This is a genomic window from Lysobacter sp. A289 (assembly GCF_054072675.1).
The window spans coordinates 311,270-327,183 of the sequence record NZ_JBSVRN010000002.1 but is presented as its reverse complement, the minus strand read 5'-3'; the positions used below and the strand labels follow the sequence as shown (position 1 = coordinate 327,183).

The following is a 15,914-nucleotide window of genomic DNA, read 5'->3' as shown; positions in this document are numbered from 1 at the left end:
ATGCTGGACAAAGTCGTCATCGCCAACCGGGGCGAAATCGCGCTGCGCATCCTGCGTGCCTGCCACGCATTGGGCATCCACACGGTCGCGGTGCATTCCACCGTCGATCGCAACCTCAAGCACGTTGCCATGGCCGACGAGTCGGTCTGCATCGGCCCGGCGCCGTCGACCGACAGCTACCTCAACATGGCCTCCCTGATCGCCGCGGCCGAAGTCACCGACGCCCAGGCGATCCATCCCGGCTACGGTTTTTTGGCCGAGAACGCGGATTTCGCCGAACGCGTGGAGGAGTCGGGCTTCATCTTCATCGGCCCCAAGGCCGAGACCATCCGCCTGATGGGCGACAAGGTCGAGGCGATCCGGGCCATGAAAGAAGCCGGCGTGCCGTGCGTGCCGGGCAGTGGCGGTCCGCTGGGCGATGAGCCGCAGGCCAACATCAAGATCGCCCGCGAGATCGGCTACCCGGTGATCGTCAAGGCCTCCGGCGGCGGCGGCGGGCGCGGCATGCGCGTGGTCCACACCGAAGCCGCACTGGTCACCGCGATCCAGACCACCAAGGCCGAGGCCAAGGCCGCGTTCGGCAACGACATGGTCTACATGGAGAAGTTCCTGGAGAACCCGCGCCACGTGGAGATCCAGGTTCTTGCCGACGGTCAGGGCAACGCAATCCACCTGGGCGAACGCGACTGCTCGATGCAGCGCCGTCACCAGAAGGTGGTCGAGGAAGCGCCGGCGCCCGGCATCAGCGACCAGCAGCGCGCCGACATCGGCCAGGTCTGCGTCGATGCATGCATCCGCATCGGCTACCGCGGCGCGGGCACGTTCGAGTTCCTGTACGAGGACGGCCGGTTCTACTTCATCGAGATGAACACCCGCATCCAGGTCGAGCACCCGGTCACCGAGATGATCACCGGCATCGACCTGATCCGCGAGCAGCTGATGATCGCCAGCGGTCAAAAATTGAGCATCAAGCAGGAAGACATCGTGGTCAACGGCCACTCGATCGAGTGCCGGATCAATGCCGAGGATCCGGAAACCTTCATGCCCAGCCCCGGCCTGATCCAGGAGTTCCACGCCCCGGGCGGCCCGGGCGTGCGCGTGGACAGCCATATCTATGCCGGCTACCGCGTGCCACCGAACTACGACTCGATGATCGGCAAGCTGATCGTGCACGGCCCCGACCGCGAAACCGCGATCGCCCGCATGCGCGTGGCACTCAGCGAGATGGTGATCGACGGCATCAAGACCAACATCCCGCTGCACCAGCGCATCCTGGCTGATGTCGGCTTCCAGCAGGGTGGGCAGAACATCCATTACCTGGAAAAGCGGCTGAAGGAGCAGAAGGAAAAATCGCTCTCGATCGTCTGACCGGGCTGTCGGCCCAGCGGGCTATCGCGGCTCGCCGGCCTCTCCCGGTGCCGGCCGCTGCGTCCCCGCGACCGGCTGCACGCCGTCGCTCGAGGACACACTGACCACGGTCACGTACTCGCTTGAACCGTCGGGCCAGACCACCTTGAAGGTGCTGCCGGTCGGCAGCGCGGAAAACGGCGCGCCGCTGCCGGCCCGGTAAGCAGCGGCCACCTGCGCGGCTCCCGCCATCCGTTTGTCCAGCGGCGAATGGATCGAGGTCACGGCCACGGCCGACATCTCGCGGTAATCCTGTCCCAGCACGTCGATCATGACCCCGGTGGCGGCGACGGAGTACGCCGCGAGCAACAACGTCCAGAACATCATCTTGATCCTGCGCACGGTGGCTTCCTTCTTCATTTCGGCACCTTCTCCTCGCCTGTCAGCGAGTTGACCATTTCATTCACCACGTCCGCCCCCTGTCGCGGAACTGCAGCATCGAAGACAAAACTACGGAAATCCTGACCGGGATTCCGCGAACAGATCCCACCATTGGCGCACTGCGACGTCATCAACGTGCTACCGGCGCTGCAATCCATTCCCAGCTCGCACGCAGCGACCTTCCAGGCCACCTCCGCCAGCTGCGTGCCCGCCACCTGTCCGGCGAAGGCCTGCTGGCCGCTGGCACGGATGCCCATCGCCGGCGACAGCGCGGCAAACGATTCCGGGTCACGGGAGCGCTGCACCCGCTCGACCAGGTCATGCTTGTACGCGTCGCTCGTGTCGAGCGGCTCGCCCACCGCCAGCAGGGCTGCCTCCGCGGCGAGGCTGCCGGCCTCGGCCGCCTCGGTTGTCCGCACGAGGATCGCCGCATAGGACAGGTCATCGCGCGGCACGAACCGGGCACAACGCCCACTTGTTCGGGTTCGGGCGGCGACCACCGCTTCGGAGCTCCGCAGTTGCATCTCGCCGATCGCCTGCGTGTCACGGGCATAGTCTGCCGGTGCCATCGCATAAGCCGAACAGTATTCGTGGACCCGACTCAGCATCCAGGTCGCTTCCGGATCCCCGGCCCGCACGGCGGGAGCCAGGGTGTTGGCATAGGTATACAGGTCTGGCGCGCTTTCAAGTCCCGCGCGGCGGCCGGACTTGCCGGGTAACGTGGCTCGGTGCGTCTGACGACGCAGGTCGAGGGTGACGTGATCGGCTGAGGCTCGCTGCGCATTCGCGGGTACCGGAACCGCGATATCGGCCTCGACCGGTCCCGGGCCGGTGGAGGCGATCGTGCCTTCCCCGCCTGGATACGCCAGAACCGCCGCCAGCAACAGCAACGACGCCAGACAGAGCAGGAGCAGTTGGCGAGGTATTGCTGGCAATGGAACGGCGACTCCCAAGGTTCGGCCCGGCGCCATCATAAATCAAACCCCGATCGGCCGGTTGCCTGCGTCCGCACTACGCCCCAACATGCAATGCCCCACACCCACTCCGCCGGCATGCCTTTCCTCGAACTCACCCTGCCCTGCACCGAGGCCGACCAGCCGCGCCATGAGCGCGCGCTGGAAAGCGTCGGCGCACTCGCGGTCACCTTGACCGATGCCAACGCCGACGCGCCCGACGAGCAGGCGATCTTCGAACCGGGCGTCGGCAAGACGCCGCTTTGGGGCGAAATGTCGCTGACGGCGCTGTTCGAAGGCGATGCCTTGCCGGAGTTGTTGCTGCATGCGCTGTCGGCCGCCGACGAAGGCATCGACTGGTCGCGCGCAACGTTCCGCGAGGTCGCCGACCAGGACTGGGAGCGCGCGTGGATGGACCAGTACGAGCCGCTGAAGTTCGGTCAGCGCACCTGGATCGTGCCGTGGAACCACGATCTCCCCGACGGCGCGGATGCGGCCAACGCTGCAGTGGTGCGGCTTGATCCCGGTCTGGCATTCGGCTCCGGCACCCACCCGACCACCGCGCTTTGCCTGCAATGGCTGGACGGGCTCGCCAGCGACGGCGTGTTGCCCGGCGCGAGCGTCCTGGACTTCGGTTGCGGTTCCGGCATCCTCGCGCTTGCCGCGCTGAAGCTCGGCGCCTCGCGGGCGACCGGGGTCGACAACGACCCCCAGGCGCTGACGGCCACCGCCGACAATGCCCACCGCAACGGGGTGGAACCACACCTGGTGGTGTACCTGCCAGAAGATGAGCCTGCCGGGATCTGCTACCCGGTGGTAGTCGCCAACATTCTTGCCACCGCGCTGATCACCCTGGCCGACGTGCTCGCCGCGCGAGTTACGCCGGGCGGCCACATCGCTCTGTCGGGCATCCTCGCCGGACAAGAGAACGAGGTCCTGGCCCGCTATGAGGCGGACTTCGAGCAACTGCAGGTTGCGCAGCACGAAGACTGGATCCGGATCAGCGGCGTCCGGCGCCGCTGATCCGACGGACAAACTATGGCCATGGTCATACTGATGCGCCGGTCTCGCCGTTCGCCAGACCGTCCGCAAGCCAGTGCGGAAGCCGGCTTGCCCGTCGGTGTCGGCTAGACTGCGCCGATGTTCGTTCCGTGCCCACACTGTGGCTTCCTGGTTGCACTGATCGTCTCTGGCGCCGGTGCGCCGCAGCGTTGTCCACGTTGCCAGACTGAATTGCGAAGTGAAGCCCACTCGACCAGTCCCCCTCCAAGCGGCCCTGTCGCGCCGGCAACCAAAGCCTCCTCCCTGACCGCATCAAAAGCGCCAGCCGACACCGTTTCGATGCGCACTGGGCGTGGTCGCACAAAGCGGGGCATTCCCAGCTTTGCACGCATCGCCTCACGGTCCCGGGCTACTGGTCCTCGTTGGCCAAAAGTGCTGGGCGTGTCCGCGCTGGGTCTGTTACTGGTAGCGCAACTGGTACTGGCGCAACGCAACGAGCTCGCCGCCAACGAGCGCTGGCGCCCGATGATCGGCGCCATCTGTACCGCGCTGTGGTGTGAATTGCCCGCCTGGCACGAGCCGGGCGCATACACCATGCTGGCTCGCAGCGTGCAGCCGGCCCCCGGCAAGAACGGCGTACTCCGCGTCCGGGCCAGCTTCCGCAACGACGCGCGCTGGCCACAACCATGGCCCGCACTGGTACTGAACCTGTCGGACATCAACGGGCAGCCCGTCGTCGCGCGCGTGTTCGACGCGTCGGAGTACCCGCATCCGGGTTCAGGCGGTGCCCGCAGTGAGCTGGCGCCGGGCCAGAGCGCCAGCGTCGAATTCGAGATCATCGAACCGGCCGTGCCGGTCGTCGCGTTTGCATTCGACTTCCGCTGATGCGGAGAAAATCGATATGTTGCAGGGCAATCGCACGTTAGACTCCTAGGCCGTCGTCGTCTCGCGCCTCGCGATGGAAACACACGATGACGGACGCCACACGCTTTGGGGGACACCATTGAACGCTGCAAGCCGTACCGACTCTTCCCGTCCCGGGCCACGGGTGCCGCTGCGTGATCACGTCGCCACGTCGATCCGCCGCTACCTAGGGGACCTGGACGGTTGCGACGACAACGGCGATCTGTATGAGATCGCGCTGCGCGAGCTGGAAATCCCGCTGTTCGCCGAAGTGCTCGGCCATTGCGACGGCAACCAGAGCCGCGCCGCGGCGATGCTGGGTATCCATCGCGCGACCCTGCGCAAGAAACTGCGTGAGTACGGGCTGGCCTGATTTGGCCTGATACCCGCTGACGCTAGACACGCTGACCCCTCGTCCAGCACTGCTGCCGGCAAGAGCGCAACCGGCCAGACCAGTCGGGTGCCGGCCGGTATAATTGGCGGCTTTCCCGACCAAAGCCTGCCGCCATGACCTCAACCTCCACGCCCGGCCCGGTGACCCACCATCCGGTCAAGATTCGCCGTGCCCTGTTGTCTGTTTCCGACAAGACCGGGCTGATCGAGCTGGCTCGCGCCCTCGTCGGTCATGGCGTCGAATTGCTGTCGACCGGCGGCACCGCGAAGGCGATCCGCGACGCCGGCCTGACGGTCAGGGACGTCAGCGATGCCACCGGTTTCCCGGAGATGATGGATGGCCGGGTCAAGACGCTGCACCCGGTCGTGCATGGCGGCCTGCTGGGCCGCGCCGGGACCGATGATGCGGTGATGGCCGAACACGGCATCGATGCGATCGACCTGCTGGTGCTGAACCTGTATCCGTTCGAGCGGGTCTCGGCCGACCCGGACAGCTCGATGGAACAGATCATCGAGAACATCGACATCGGTGGCCCGGCGATGTTGCGCTCGGCGGCGAAAAACTTCGCCCGCGTCGCAGTGGCGACTGATCCTGCACAGTACGCATCGTTGGCCGAGGAGTTGGCGAGCAGCGACGGTGCGCTGTCGGCGCAGACACGTTTCGCGCTCTCGGTCACCGCGTTCAACCGCGTCGCCTTCTACGACGCCTGCATCAGCAACTACCTGTCATCGCTCAACGACGACGGCAGCCGCGCCCTGTTCCCGGCGCAGAGCAACAGCAGCTTTGTCAAAGTCATGGACCTGCGCTACGGCGAGAACCCCCACCAGTCGGGCGCGTTCTACCGCGACCTGTGGCCGGTGCCGGGCACGCTGGCCACTTTCACCCAGTTGCAGGGCAAGGCGCTGAGCTACAACAACCTCGCCGATGCCGATGCCGCGTGGGAATGCGTGCGCCAGTTCGACGCTCCGGCCTGCGTGATCGTGAAGCACGCCAACCCCTGCGGCGTGGCGGTGGCGGCAAACAACGGCGACGCCTATGAGGCCGCCTTCGCGACCGATCCAACTTCTGCGTTCGGCGGCATCATCGCCTTCAACCAGACGCTCGACGAGGCAACCGCGAAGGCCATCCTGGACCGCCAGTTTGTCGAAGTCCTGATCGCACCCGACTACGAGCCGGCGGCGCTGGATTACTGCAACAAGAAGGCCAACGTCCGCGTATTGAAAATTCCTCACGGCGACGGTCGCAACAACATCGACGTCAAGCGTGTCGGCTCCGGCCTGTTGATGCAGACCAGCGACATTCGCGAGGTGACGCGCGACGAGCTCAAAGTGGTCACCCAACTGGCCCCGACCGACGCCCAGCTGGCTGACCTGATGTTTGCCTGGCGGATCGCCAAGTTCGTCAAATCCAACGCCATCGTCTACGCCCGCGACCAGCGCAGTATCGGCATCGGCGCCGGCCAGATGAGCCGCGTGGTATCGGCGAAGATCGCCGGATTGAAAGCCGAAGAAGCCAGTTTGAGCGTGCCCGGCTCGGTAATGGCCAGCGACGCCTTCTTCCCCTTCCGCGACGGCATCGACGCCGCCGCGGCCGCCGGCATCAAGGCCGTGATCCAGCCCGGCGGCTCGATGCGCGACAAGGAAACCATAGCCGCCGCCGACGAGCACGGCATCGCCATGGTGTTCACCGGCGTGCGGCACTTCCGGCACTGATAGAGCTTTTCTGCGGAAGTTGTCGGAGGCTGTCGGAGGCCGACATAACGCTGGCTCAAGCGCAGCCAGCAGCTGTGGCTGGCGCTGGCGCCGCCGAGGCCGACGCCTACCAGAGCGCTCGGATGGCCCGCGAACAGCGCCATCCGATGATCATCAATGGTTCGTCGGCCGCCCCCGATACGCCAGAGATCAGCCAATTACGCCACTTGGGAGTTCGACTCCACTCCTGTGCGCCGCGTCAGCCGCGTATCGTTGCCGCGATAGTGCACCCGCCAACGCAGATAACCTTCCGGCTCCCAGGAACCCGGCGGATCAATGCCCATGATCTTACTGTCGAATGGTCGGAACCCTGCGAACGAATCATGGGCGTAATCGGCGTAGAGGGTCGCCGAGGCCGGCGGCGTTGGAGGTGCCGACTTGATCCGCTGAAGAACCGCCGTTGCCTCGGGCGCCAGGCAGTCATAGTCACGAGCAATGACGTGGCGCGCCAGGATGCCAAAGCCTGGAATGGTCCCCAACAGTGATTCCGCCGCGCGTGTTCCTGCTGACGGCGGATTTTCCAGCGCATGGATATCGGCAAGCAAGGTGGCGTTGGCGCCATGTAGGTCATCGCGATCCCTCGCTGATGCGCGCTCAAACGCGGGCAACCGCCCGTAACGGTGGCGCGCCTGATACCGCCAGGCCAGGTACGGCAGCAGCCATTCGCGCAACGGCTTGCTGCCGCTGTTCTCTGCTCGCCAGCCGTCGTAAGCCGCCTGCAGCTCCGGAGCGATTTGGTAGGGGTCGTACAGTCCCTGCACGGCCAGTGTCTTGTCCAGCGGCACGCGTGCGGCGCGCGCGGCGTCGTACATGTGGTTGAGCGGTATCTGCGCCAGCTTCTCGGCATTGTCCGACCGCGGCCCGCGTCCCTGCTCCTGCGGCGTATAGCCGCCGCCGACGTCCGAATGCATGCCCGGAAACACGAACTGGCGACAATTGGACGGCAACGCGCCCGATGGCGCAAGCACCTCATCCACCGGGAACGAGCCGCGGTTCTCGTGGGCGGCGATGTAGTGTTCGCAATGCCCGGCCCGCCGGGGTATCCGCAGGTGCTCGGCGTCGGCCCAGTCCATGTGCCCATCGGTGAACGGCGTCGCTGAGGTCGGCACTCCGACCGAGGCGACGGTATCGAAAAGGCCGACGAAGCGGATATGCGCCTGCACCCCGAACAGCCGGTTGCCCTGGAACAGCTCGTCCAGCCAATGGCAGAACACCCGTGCCTCGGCGGCACCGCGCGAGAAGCCGAAGACGTCGATGAAGACCTCGACCAGTTTGGGCTTGTCGGTCCGGGCAATTTTTTCCGCCAGCAGTGCGCCCTGGCTTTGGAGGAATGGGCGACGCGCGCCGAGCCCGCTGGGCCAGTCGCTGAGCAGGCCGCCGCTGGTCATGCCCAATGGCCGCAACACAAGGCGATGGCGCTCGGGCATGCTGGGCTCCCGCCCTAGGCCGCAGAGGGCTTCGACGACGGCGGGTTGGAACATGGGGCGGTCACGCTCGATGACTCGGTGCATCGCGTTCAAGACCTGCAGCAGGCCGAACACAATGCGGCCCTCGCCGCCACCACCGAAACCCATCCCGAGATCCGCCGGCTCATGCTCACCGATCTCCGAAAACGGGGTGCCGACGCCGGGCACGTAGCTTCGGAAGAGGCCAGCCGTTGGATTATCCGGATAAGCCGCCCAGAGCCGGAACACATTACTGTCTTTCCGTCGTGCTTCCTGGTTACCGACGGTGCCGGGTTCCACCCAGCGGGCGTTGTTGCCGGTACCGTCAAAGAACAGCCCGATGTTGATCCGGACCTCGCATTGGTCGGCGCGGCAATCGCGTACCGGGCGCAATGCTCGGATGCCGCCGACATCGCCCGGGTGCGTAGCGTTAATCGACATAGTCCACGTCTCCTTCCTTGTGCTGCGTGGGGGCCACGCTGCGATCCTTGCCTTGGCAGGTTTGCTCCAACGGGTACTCGTGCCACGGATCCTTCTGCGGGATCGGAATCTTGATCGGGTAGACCGATTCCGGATGCAGCGCCCCTGCAGGACCATCGGTGGAAGACACGACCCGGACGGAGCCATCAGCAAAAAAATGCACGTAGAGCGCTCCGATCTCCTCGTAACGCTCCACCGGCACATGCGCGACGTACTCGTCGGCCTTGCAGTCACGGAAGTTGGTCACGCCCCAGTTGATCCGCACCATCATGTCCGGACGCCACTTGCCGGGCAGTCGCATGCAGCACATCATGCTGCCTCCTTTCCCAGCACTGCCACCGCCCTTTCCATCGACAGCGAAAGATTGCACCGCGAGATGGCCGGCCAAATGGTCGATGCCGGTCAGGGTCGTCGCCACGGTGTAACTCTCTTCCTCGGCCTGCCCGGGCATGGCATCGCAGGCACTCAGCGTCAGGCAGAGCAGCGCAGCCAGGATGGCGCGAACACGATATCGGCGATCCGGAGCGTGGCGTGGCGTCATGGTGCAGTCTCCATCGGGCTCTCCCAGTTGTATAACGCGTCGGTATCGCCACCCCGCGAGAAGGTTTGGTCCACAAGATCGGCAAACGACGGATCGTCCAGCGCTTTTCCGCTGCTGCGCACGGCCGCGTTGGCCACGGCCAGGCGCCAGGGGAACGAGCGCATCCTGCGTTGCTCCAGGAAATCCAGTGCGCCGGCAACCCAGCCATGTCGCTGGCTGTCGTCGCCGCGCTCGGTCAGGGCGGGTTCGTCGGCGAGTACCTCGGCAAGCAGCTGATCGGGTGCGGCCAGGCGGAATAGCTGCCGCTGTTGCGCCTGATCCAGGTGAAGCGGCGTTTGACCCGGCGCTACGTCCGGCCTCTGAAGTACGCGTGAGCGCCCACTGCGGTCGCGGTGGCTCCACTGCTCAACCGGACCAAACAGCGCTGAAAGTTGCGCCGCGCTCAACACCTGCACCACCATCGAGAACGCACGGGTGTCGGCGTAACGCAGGAAGTGTTGCGAGTACTCGTTGAGGTGCAGGTAACGCATCGCCACCAAGTGCCTGCCGAGCGACTCCAACGAGGCGGGCGACGTAAGCTCTGCAAGGGCATGGCGCGGTTTGCGAGCGTCGTTGAGCGCCGCGACCAACGACGGATCGGTCGCATCGTGCTCGACCAGCATCGGTCCGGTCCGGGCTGCCGTTTCGCCGAGGTCGGCGTAAACCCGTACCGCGGGGGCACCTTCAAGCTGGGTGTGCTCCTCGTCGCGCAGCTGCACACCGTCGAACAGGTAGTAGTGGCTCATGGCGTCAAAGCTGCCCATCGGCAGGAACCAGTGGAGCACCCGCCGCCGCGGCCCGTAAGAAGCAACTGAGACAAAACTCGGACTCGCCGAACGCCGGCAACGGATAGTTGATGTTGGCCGGCCCCACAAACGATTTCTTCCCCGCATGGACGGTGATATTGCCGGGGCAGGTGACGCTGATATTGCCGCCTTCGATGGTGATGCTGGCGCCGCCTTCGGTGGCCAGGTGGATGGTCTTGCCGGCGGCCAGTTCGACTTCGGCGTTGGCGCTGATGACCTTGAGCTGGTCTTTCGACTGCAACTTGAGCTGGTCGTGTTGGGCTTGCAGGTCCAGTTCGCCTTCGGCGGTGACCAGGGCCAGAGCCTGCCCCGGACTTGATCCGGGGGTGTGGGCGGCTCCGGCCAACCAGCCGATGGCCTGGCCTGCATGGATGCGCAGGTCGCCGGCAATGGCGGCATTGCTGGCCTGGCCGCTGGCGATGGTCAGGGTCTCACCGACGCTCCAGTGCAGGCTCTGGCCGGCAACCAGGCCGATCCCGGCCGGGGCGGTCAGGCCGAGGATGGCGTCGCCGCTGTGCGGGACGCGGTTCTTGTCGGCATTGGGCTTGCGGTTGCGGGCGTCGGCTTCGCCGGCGGCGAACGCGCTGCCGTCGACGACGGTCTTGGCGCTGGTCAGCAACGCCTTGAGCGGCGACTGGTCATCGATCAGTCGCGACTGGCCGGGTTTCGCCTCGCCTTGATGAGCAGCCAATTGGACGGTCTGGTGGGTGCCGGCGATGTCGCTGAAGGCCTGGCCCAGCTGTTCGGCCTGCCGGAGCAAGGCAGTGGCGGCTACTTGCTCGCCGGCCGGGGCGTCGGGGCCGTTGTTGGCATAGGCGCTGACCCACAGGCCGCGCTGGCCGCGGATCGCGCCCCACTGGTCGGTGCGCAGCTCGAAACCCTCGCCGCGAAAGCTGCCACGGTAGTTATCGGCCTGGTGGATCAGGTGACCGAGGTTGAGCTCGGTCGCGCCTTGGGTGGTCACCAGTTGCAGCCGCAGTTGGCCGTCGCTGTCGTCGAACACCAAGCGGTTGTGGCCGCTACCCCCAAACTCTTTGGACTTGAACCCCGACAGCGCCGCCGGGTTGCGGTGGCCGTCTTTGTCGCCGCTCATGCCGTGCCAGGCCGGGGCGTTGCCACCGGCGAGGTTGGACTGGGCGCTGGGGCGATGGTCGCGGGCGTCGCCGTAAGTGTCGGTGTTGGACTCGGCCTCTTGACCACCCGGCGTCGCCGGGATGCCGGCCTCACCCTGGCCGTTGTAGAGGCCGCCGACGATCACCGGGCGGTCGATGTCGCCGTCCAGGAAGCCGACCAGCACTTCCTGGCCGATCCGTGGCAGGAATTGGCTGCCGACACCCGGGCCGGCGTAACGCTGACTCACGCGCAGCCAGCAGCTGTGGCTGGCGCTGGCGCCGTCGGCATCCTGCTGCCAGTGGAAGCGCACCCTGATCCGGCCCAGCGAGTCGCTGTGCAACTCGCCGGCGCTGGCACCATCTGCTCCAACCACGATTGCGCTCTGGTAGCCCGGCGCGGTCGGCCGCGGGTTCAAGCGGGCACCGGTATCGTCGGTCAGGATCGGCCGCCACGACAGGTCGCGCGGCACTGCGGTGAAGGCGTTGCCGTAGCCGACAGCTTCGGCCCGCGCTTGCACCGCAGCCCAGGTGGTGCGGGACAGGTCGGCGACCGAACTGGCACCGGCGTCGCCGAACAGGCGGGCGGCGCTGTCGCGGACGGTGTCGGGCAGGTTATTGATGCCGGCCTGGTGCACGGCGACCAGCAGCAGCTCGTCGGGCGTCGCCTCGCCGTCGGTAGGTGCGTCGATGACGGCGAACCACTGGCCGGCGCGAAAGCTGCGCACGCTGGACTGGCCTAACCACTGGGTGGCCTGGGCGGCGCGGGCCTGGCCGATCAGTTCGGCGTAGCGGCTGGCCTCGGTCTGGTTGGCAAAGGCGTAAGCGCCGGACGGGTCGTAGTCCTCCAACATTGCCGCGCTATCGGATGCCGCGCCCAGTGGAAGGCTGGCGCTGAGGCTGTGGCTCTTGTAGTCGTCGCTGAGCAGGGTCAGTACGGTCGACTCAACGCCGTGTGCGACCCCAAGCGCCTGGATGGTGTCGCTCGATTCAGTGGCATCGCTGCGGTGGAAACGGATGCCGTTGCCGGCCTCGGCAGTGGCGTCCTGCAAGCCCTGCCCGCTCGCCGCGAACACCACCATGGCGTGGCCACCGGGAGCGTCGGCGGATTCTTCCAGCCGCCAACCCAGACCCTCCTCGGCCAACAGACGGCTGATGAAGTCGAAGTCGCTTTCGCGGTACTGGCAGCAATAGCTGCGGGGGCGTACGTCGTTGAGGAACGGGCCGACCTCGTCGCCGACCTGCCACGCCGCCAGCGGCGCGTAGTCGGCGAACACCGCCTCGACGATCTCGATCACGGTCTTGTCCTGGAACACCCGGCTGTGCCGGCCCTGACTCAGCAACCACGTCCACGACACCAGGCACAGGCGGTAGCGGGCGAGGCCGCCGTCGGACCCGACGCACATGGCCTCGCGAACCAGGCCGTTGCGCGGCAGACGAGTGCCATCGGCGCTGCGGGTCAGCAGGGTCGCGCGCTTGCCGAGCAGGTCATCCAGCGGCAACTGGGCGTCGGTCGACAGCAGGTCGACCCACCATTCATAACCCGAAGACAGCGACTCCCAACCCTGCCAGCGCTCGACGGTGAGCACGCCGGCGGCCAGGCCGTCGAGTTCAAATGCATATAGCCGATCTGCATCGGTGTACCGGGCCAACCCCGCCAGTACCGATTGCACCGCATCCATGATGTTCACGCCCGTCGCTCCTTGACCGGGGCGCTGCCCCGACACGTCCTGTGTGGATGGCGCAATCCTACCTCATGGACGGGACGGAGATTCTGTTATCTGGCTATGCGGTCCCGGCACGCATCGCTACCCGCGATCCTTCCAGATCTCATGATCCACGCCATCACCGAGCTCGGGATAATCGGCGATGTGGAATACCGGCGACTTGCCGGCGTCGAGCTGCCGGTCGTAATCGCGGGTCAACTTGACCACCACGCCCGACAACCCCAGCAGCGCGACCAGGTTGAGCGTCGCCATCATTGCCATCGCCGCGTCGGCCGCGTTCCAGACCAGTTGCACCTTCGAGTACACACCCCACACGATCACCCCGAGCGCGGCGACCCGCAGCACGAACAGCCCGCGATCACCGCCACCGAGATACAACAAGCCACTTTCCGCATATGCGTAGTTGCCCAGGATCGTGGTGAACGCGAAGAAAAACAGTGCGATCGCCGCAAACCAGCTGCCCCCTTGGCCGAAGAACACCACCAGCGCGTTCTGGGTGATCACCACCCCGTCGCCACCGTCGGCCAGCACGCCCGACAACAGGATCATCAGCCCGGTCGCGGTGCAGATCAGCAACGTGTCGATGAACACCCCTAGCGACTGCACCAGTCCCTGGCTGGCCGGATGGTGTGGCACCGGGGTCGCGGCGGCGGCAATGTTGGGCGCGCTGCCCATGCCGGCCTCGTTCGAGTACAGCCCGCGCTTGACGCCGTTGAGCATCGCCGCGGTCAGCCCACCCATCAGTCCGCCGGCCGCAGGCTCCAGGCCGAATGCGCTGCGCACTACCAGCGCCAACACCGCCGGCACCTCGGTGATGTGGGTGATCACCACCCACCCCGCCAGGCCGAGGTAGGCGATCGCCATGAACGGCACCACCCATTCGGCCACCCGCGCGACCGAGCGCACGCCGCCGAAGATGATCAGCGCGGTCAGCAGCACCAGCCCGGTCGCGATCTGCGCCTGGCTGAAGCCAAACGCCAGGTTCAGCGACTGCGCCATCGCGTTGGCGTGTACGCCACTGAAGATCAGCCCGTAGGAAAACACCAGGCAGACCGAGAACGCCACGCCCAGCCATGGCAACTTCAGCCCTCGTGACATGTAGTAGCCCGGCCCGCCGCGGTACTGGCCGTCCTCATCGCGGACCTTGTACAGCTGCGCCAGCGCGCTCTCGGCATACGCCGTGGCCATGCCGACCACGGCCACCATCCACATCCAGAACAATGCCCCGGGCCCGCCCAGGCTCAGCGCAATCGCGACCCCGGCGAGATTGCCGGTGCCGACCCGAGAGGCCAGGCTGGTGCACAGCGCCTGGAACGGCGAGATGCCGGCAGCGTCACCACCGGTGCCACGACCGATCACATGCAGCATGTGCGGGAACCGGCGCAGCTGCAGGAACTTCAAGCGCACGGTGAAGAACACCCCGACCGCGAGCAGGCCGTACACCAGCACGTAGTTCCACAACACCGTGTTGATCAACTCGATCACCGGCGCCAGTAGCGCCTCGATGCCGCCGAGGATGAACTCCATCGCGATTTCCATTGTTGTCACCGGAGCGAGGGATGCTAGCAGCCGGCAATGCTCCCCCTCCGGTAAAATCTGACAAATCAGCGATCCACCCACAAGGAACACGCAATGAAAATCCTCGTCATCGGCGCTGGCGGTCGCGAACACGCGCTGGCGTGGAAGCTCGCGCAATCACCCCGTGTCACCGAGGTATTGGTAGCCCCCGGCAACGCCGGCACCGCGACCGAGGGCAAGTGCCGCAATGTGGATGTCGCAGCGACCGATATCGATGGCTTGCTGGCATTGGTCGAGCGCGAGGGCGTTGCGGTTACGCTCGTCGGTCCCGAGGCGCCGCTGGTAGCCGGCGTGGTCGACCATTTCCGCGCGGCCGGCCACCGGATTTTCGGCCCCAGCGCCGCAGCCGCGCAGTTGGAAGGCAGCAAGGCATTCGCGAAGGATTTCCTCGCCCGCCACGGTATTCCGACGGCGTTCTACGCGGTGCATACCGAAGTCGACGCGGCGCTGGCCTACGTCCGCGGGAAAGGTGCACCGATCGTGGTCAAGGCCGACGGCCTGGCCGCGGGCAAGGGCGTGATCGTCGCAATGACGCTGGCCGAGGCCGAGGCCGCGATCATCGACATGCTTGACGGCAACGCGTTCGGCGCCGCCGGCGCGCGGGTGGTGATCGAGGAATTCCTCGACGGAGAGGAAGCCAGCTTCATCTCGATCGTCGATGGCACCACCGCGCTGCCGATGGCGACCAGCCAGGACCACAAGCGCGTCGGCGATGGCGACACCGGCCCCAACACCGGCGGCATGGGCGCATATTCGCCGGCGCCGGTAGTGACCGACGAGATCCACGCCCGAGTGATGCGCGAAGTGGTCGAGCCGACCGTGCGCGGCATGGCTGCCGACGGCATCGCGTTCACCGGTTTCCTCTACGCCGGGCTGATGATCGACCAGACCGGTGCCCCCAAGGTGATCGAGTTCAACGTACGCTTCGGCGACCCGGAAACCCAGCCAATCCTGATGCGCCTGCAGTCCGACCTGCTAGAGCTGGTCGAAGCCGCAATCGACGAGCGCCTGCACGAGGTCACTGCGCAATGGGACCCGCGCCCATCGCTGGGCGTGGTGATGGCCGCCGAGAACTACCCCGACACCCCACGCACCGGCGACCCGATCAGCGAACGGGATGTGCCCGATATCGCCGACACAAAAGTCTTCCACGCCGGCACAAAACTTGTCGACGGCCAAGTCGTAACCGCCGGCGGCCGCGTGTTGTGCGTGTGCGCGCTCGGCGACACCGTCGCCGCCGCGCAGGAACACGCTTACGAAGCGGTTGCGAAGATCTCCTGGGAGGGCGAGTTCCATCGCAGCGACATCGGCTGGCGCGCGATCGCCCGCGAGCGTGCCGCGCGCGGATAACTCGCAACCTGCTTTACGTAAGAGCAAAAAGCGTGGGGGATCGAAAAC

Annotated in this window: 13 protein-coding genes; 6 read left to right on the top strand and 7 right to left on the bottom strand. The window is 66.2% G+C overall.

All coding sequences use genetic code 11. The features are described 5' to 3' along the window. Positions 1-1,368, top strand: coding sequence for an acetyl-CoA carboxylase biotin carboxylase subunit (gene accC, locus ACW5DN_RS13640; RefSeq protein ID WP_456963354.1), 1,368 nt, complete (start codon positions 1-3; stop codon positions 1,366-1,368). Between the two features lie 21 nt (positions 1,369-1,389). On the opposite strand, the gene ACW5DN_RS13635 is transcribed toward accC, so the two are convergent. Together ACW5DN_RS13635 and ACW5DN_RS13630 are read right to left on the bottom strand one after the other, a co-directional pair. Beyond that, positions 1,390-1,767: a hypothetical protein gene (locus ACW5DN_RS13635; RefSeq protein WP_456963353.1), complete on the bottom strand. Its 378-nt coding sequence runs from the start codon at positions 1,765-1,767 to the stop codon at positions 1,390-1,392. Next, positions 1,764-2,678 carry a hypothetical protein gene (locus ACW5DN_RS13630; protein ID WP_456963352.1) on the bottom strand — a complete coding sequence of 305 codons (915 nt, stop codon included), beginning with the start codon at positions 2,676-2,678 and terminating at the stop codon, positions 1,764-1,766. Before ACW5DN_RS13630 ends, ACW5DN_RS13635 begins: the two co-directional genes overlap by 4 nt. 162 nt (positions 2,679-2,840) lie before the next feature. Between ACW5DN_RS13630 and prmA the strand changes: the two genes are divergently transcribed. From prmA to purH, 4 genes are all read left to right on the top strand, one after another. Continuing rightward, positions 2,841-3,764, top strand: a complete 924-nt coding sequence (prmA, locus tag ACW5DN_RS13625; protein ID WP_456963423.1) for a 50S ribosomal protein L11 methyltransferase — start codon at positions 2,841-2,843, stop codon at positions 3,762-3,764. Between the two features lie 420 nt (positions 3,765-4,184). After that, the gene (locus ACW5DN_RS13620; protein WP_456963351.1) at positions 4,185-4,628 is read left to right on the top strand and encodes a DUF3426 domain-containing protein; all 444 of its coding nucleotides are present in this window, start codon (positions 4,185-4,187) and stop codon (positions 4,626-4,628) included. Positions 4,629-4,746: 118 nt separating this feature from the next. Next, the gene (fis, locus tag ACW5DN_RS13615; protein ID WP_456963350.1) at positions 4,747-5,019 is read left to right on the top strand and encodes a DNA-binding transcriptional regulator Fis; all 273 of its coding nucleotides are present in this window, start codon (positions 4,747-4,749) and stop codon (positions 5,017-5,019) included. Positions 5,020-5,153: 134 nt separating this feature from the next. After that, positions 5,154-6,752, top strand: a complete 1,599-nt coding sequence (gene purH, locus ACW5DN_RS13610) for a bifunctional phosphoribosylaminoimidazolecarboxamide formyltransferase/IMP cyclohydrolase (RefSeq protein ID WP_456963349.1) — start codon at positions 5,154-5,156, stop codon at positions 6,750-6,752. Positions 6,753-6,949: 197 nt separating this feature from the next. On the opposite strand, the gene ACW5DN_RS13605 is transcribed toward purH, so the two are convergent. The 5 genes from ACW5DN_RS13605 to ACW5DN_RS13585 form a co-directional block, all read right to left on the bottom strand. Next, positions 6,950-8,677, bottom strand: coding sequence for a T6SS phospholipase effector Tle1-like catalytic domain-containing protein (locus tag ACW5DN_RS13605; RefSeq protein WP_456963348.1), 1,728 nt, complete (start codon positions 8,675-8,677; stop codon positions 6,950-6,952). After that, the gene (locus ACW5DN_RS13600) at positions 8,667-9,257 is read right to left on the bottom strand and encodes a DUF3304 domain-containing protein (RefSeq protein ID WP_456963347.1); all 591 of its coding nucleotides are present in this window, start codon (positions 9,255-9,257) and stop codon (positions 8,667-8,669) included. The genes ACW5DN_RS13605 and ACW5DN_RS13600 overlap by 11 nt, the downstream gene beginning before the upstream one ends. Beyond that, the gene (locus ACW5DN_RS13595; protein ID WP_456963346.1) at positions 9,254-10,060 is read right to left on the bottom strand and encodes a DUF4123 domain-containing protein; all 807 of its coding nucleotides are present in this window, start codon (positions 10,058-10,060) and stop codon (positions 9,254-9,256) included. Before ACW5DN_RS13595 ends, ACW5DN_RS13600 begins: the two co-directional genes overlap by 4 nt. Further along, on the bottom strand, positions 10,047-12,893 hold the full coding sequence (locus ACW5DN_RS13590; protein ID WP_456963422.1) for a type VI secretion system Vgr family protein: 2,847 nt from the start codon (positions 12,891-12,893) through the stop codon (positions 10,047-10,049). The genes ACW5DN_RS13595 and ACW5DN_RS13590 overlap by 14 nt, the downstream gene beginning before the upstream one ends. Positions 12,894-13,019: 126 nt before the next feature. Then, on the bottom strand, positions 13,020-14,477 hold the full coding sequence (locus ACW5DN_RS13585; RefSeq protein WP_456963345.1) for an alanine/glycine:cation symporter family protein: 1,458 nt from the start codon (positions 14,475-14,477) through the stop codon (positions 13,020-13,022). Positions 14,478-14,570: 93 nt separating this feature from the next. Between ACW5DN_RS13585 and purD the strand changes: the two genes are divergently transcribed. Next, a complete protein-coding gene (gene purD, locus ACW5DN_RS13580; RefSeq protein ID WP_456963344.1) occupies positions 14,571-15,866 on the top strand; it encodes a phosphoribosylamine--glycine ligase in 1,296 nt (431 codons plus the stop codon). The last annotated feature ends 48 nt before the right edge of the window (positions 15,867-15,914 follow it).

What these genes read in the sequence shown, in the direction of transcription:
- ACW5DN_RS13595 (WP_456963346.1), bottom strand. Translation starts at nt 10,060, where the DNA reads ATGGGCAGCTTTGACGCCATGAGCCACTACTACCTGTTCGACGGTGTG.
- ACW5DN_RS13600 (WP_456963347.1), bottom strand. Translation starts at nt 9,257, where the DNA reads ATGACGCCACGCCACGCTCCGGATCGCCGATATCGTGTTCGCGCCATC.
- purH (WP_456963349.1), top strand. Translation starts at nt 5,154, where the DNA reads ATGACCTCAACCTCCACGCCCGGCCCGGTGACCCACCATCCGGTCAAG.
- ACW5DN_RS13585 (WP_456963345.1), bottom strand. Translation starts at nt 14,477, where the DNA reads ATGGAAATCGCGATGGAGTTCATCCTCGGCGGCATCGAGGCGCTACTG.
- ACW5DN_RS13590 (WP_456963422.1), bottom strand. Translation starts at nt 12,893, where the DNA reads ATGGATGCGGTGCAATCGGTACTGGCGGGGTTGGCCCGGTACACCGAT.
- purD (WP_456963344.1), top strand. Translation starts at nt 14,571, where the DNA reads ATGAAAATCCTCGTCATCGGCGCTGGCGGTCGCGAACACGCGCTGGCG.
- accC (WP_456963354.1), top strand. Translation starts at nt 1, where the DNA reads ATGCTGGACAAAGTCGTCATCGCCAACCGGGGCGAAATCGCGCTGCGC.
- ACW5DN_RS13605 (WP_456963348.1), bottom strand. Translation starts at nt 8,677, where the DNA reads ATGTCGATTAACGCTACGCACCCGGGCGATGTCGGCGGCATCCGAGCA.
- prmA (WP_456963423.1), top strand. Translation starts at nt 2,841, where the DNA reads ATGCCTTTCCTCGAACTCACCCTGCCCTGCACCGAGGCCGACCAGCCG.
- ACW5DN_RS13635 (WP_456963353.1), bottom strand. Translation starts at nt 1,767, where the DNA reads ATGAAGAAGGAAGCCACCGTGCGCAGGATCAAGATGATGTTCTGGACG.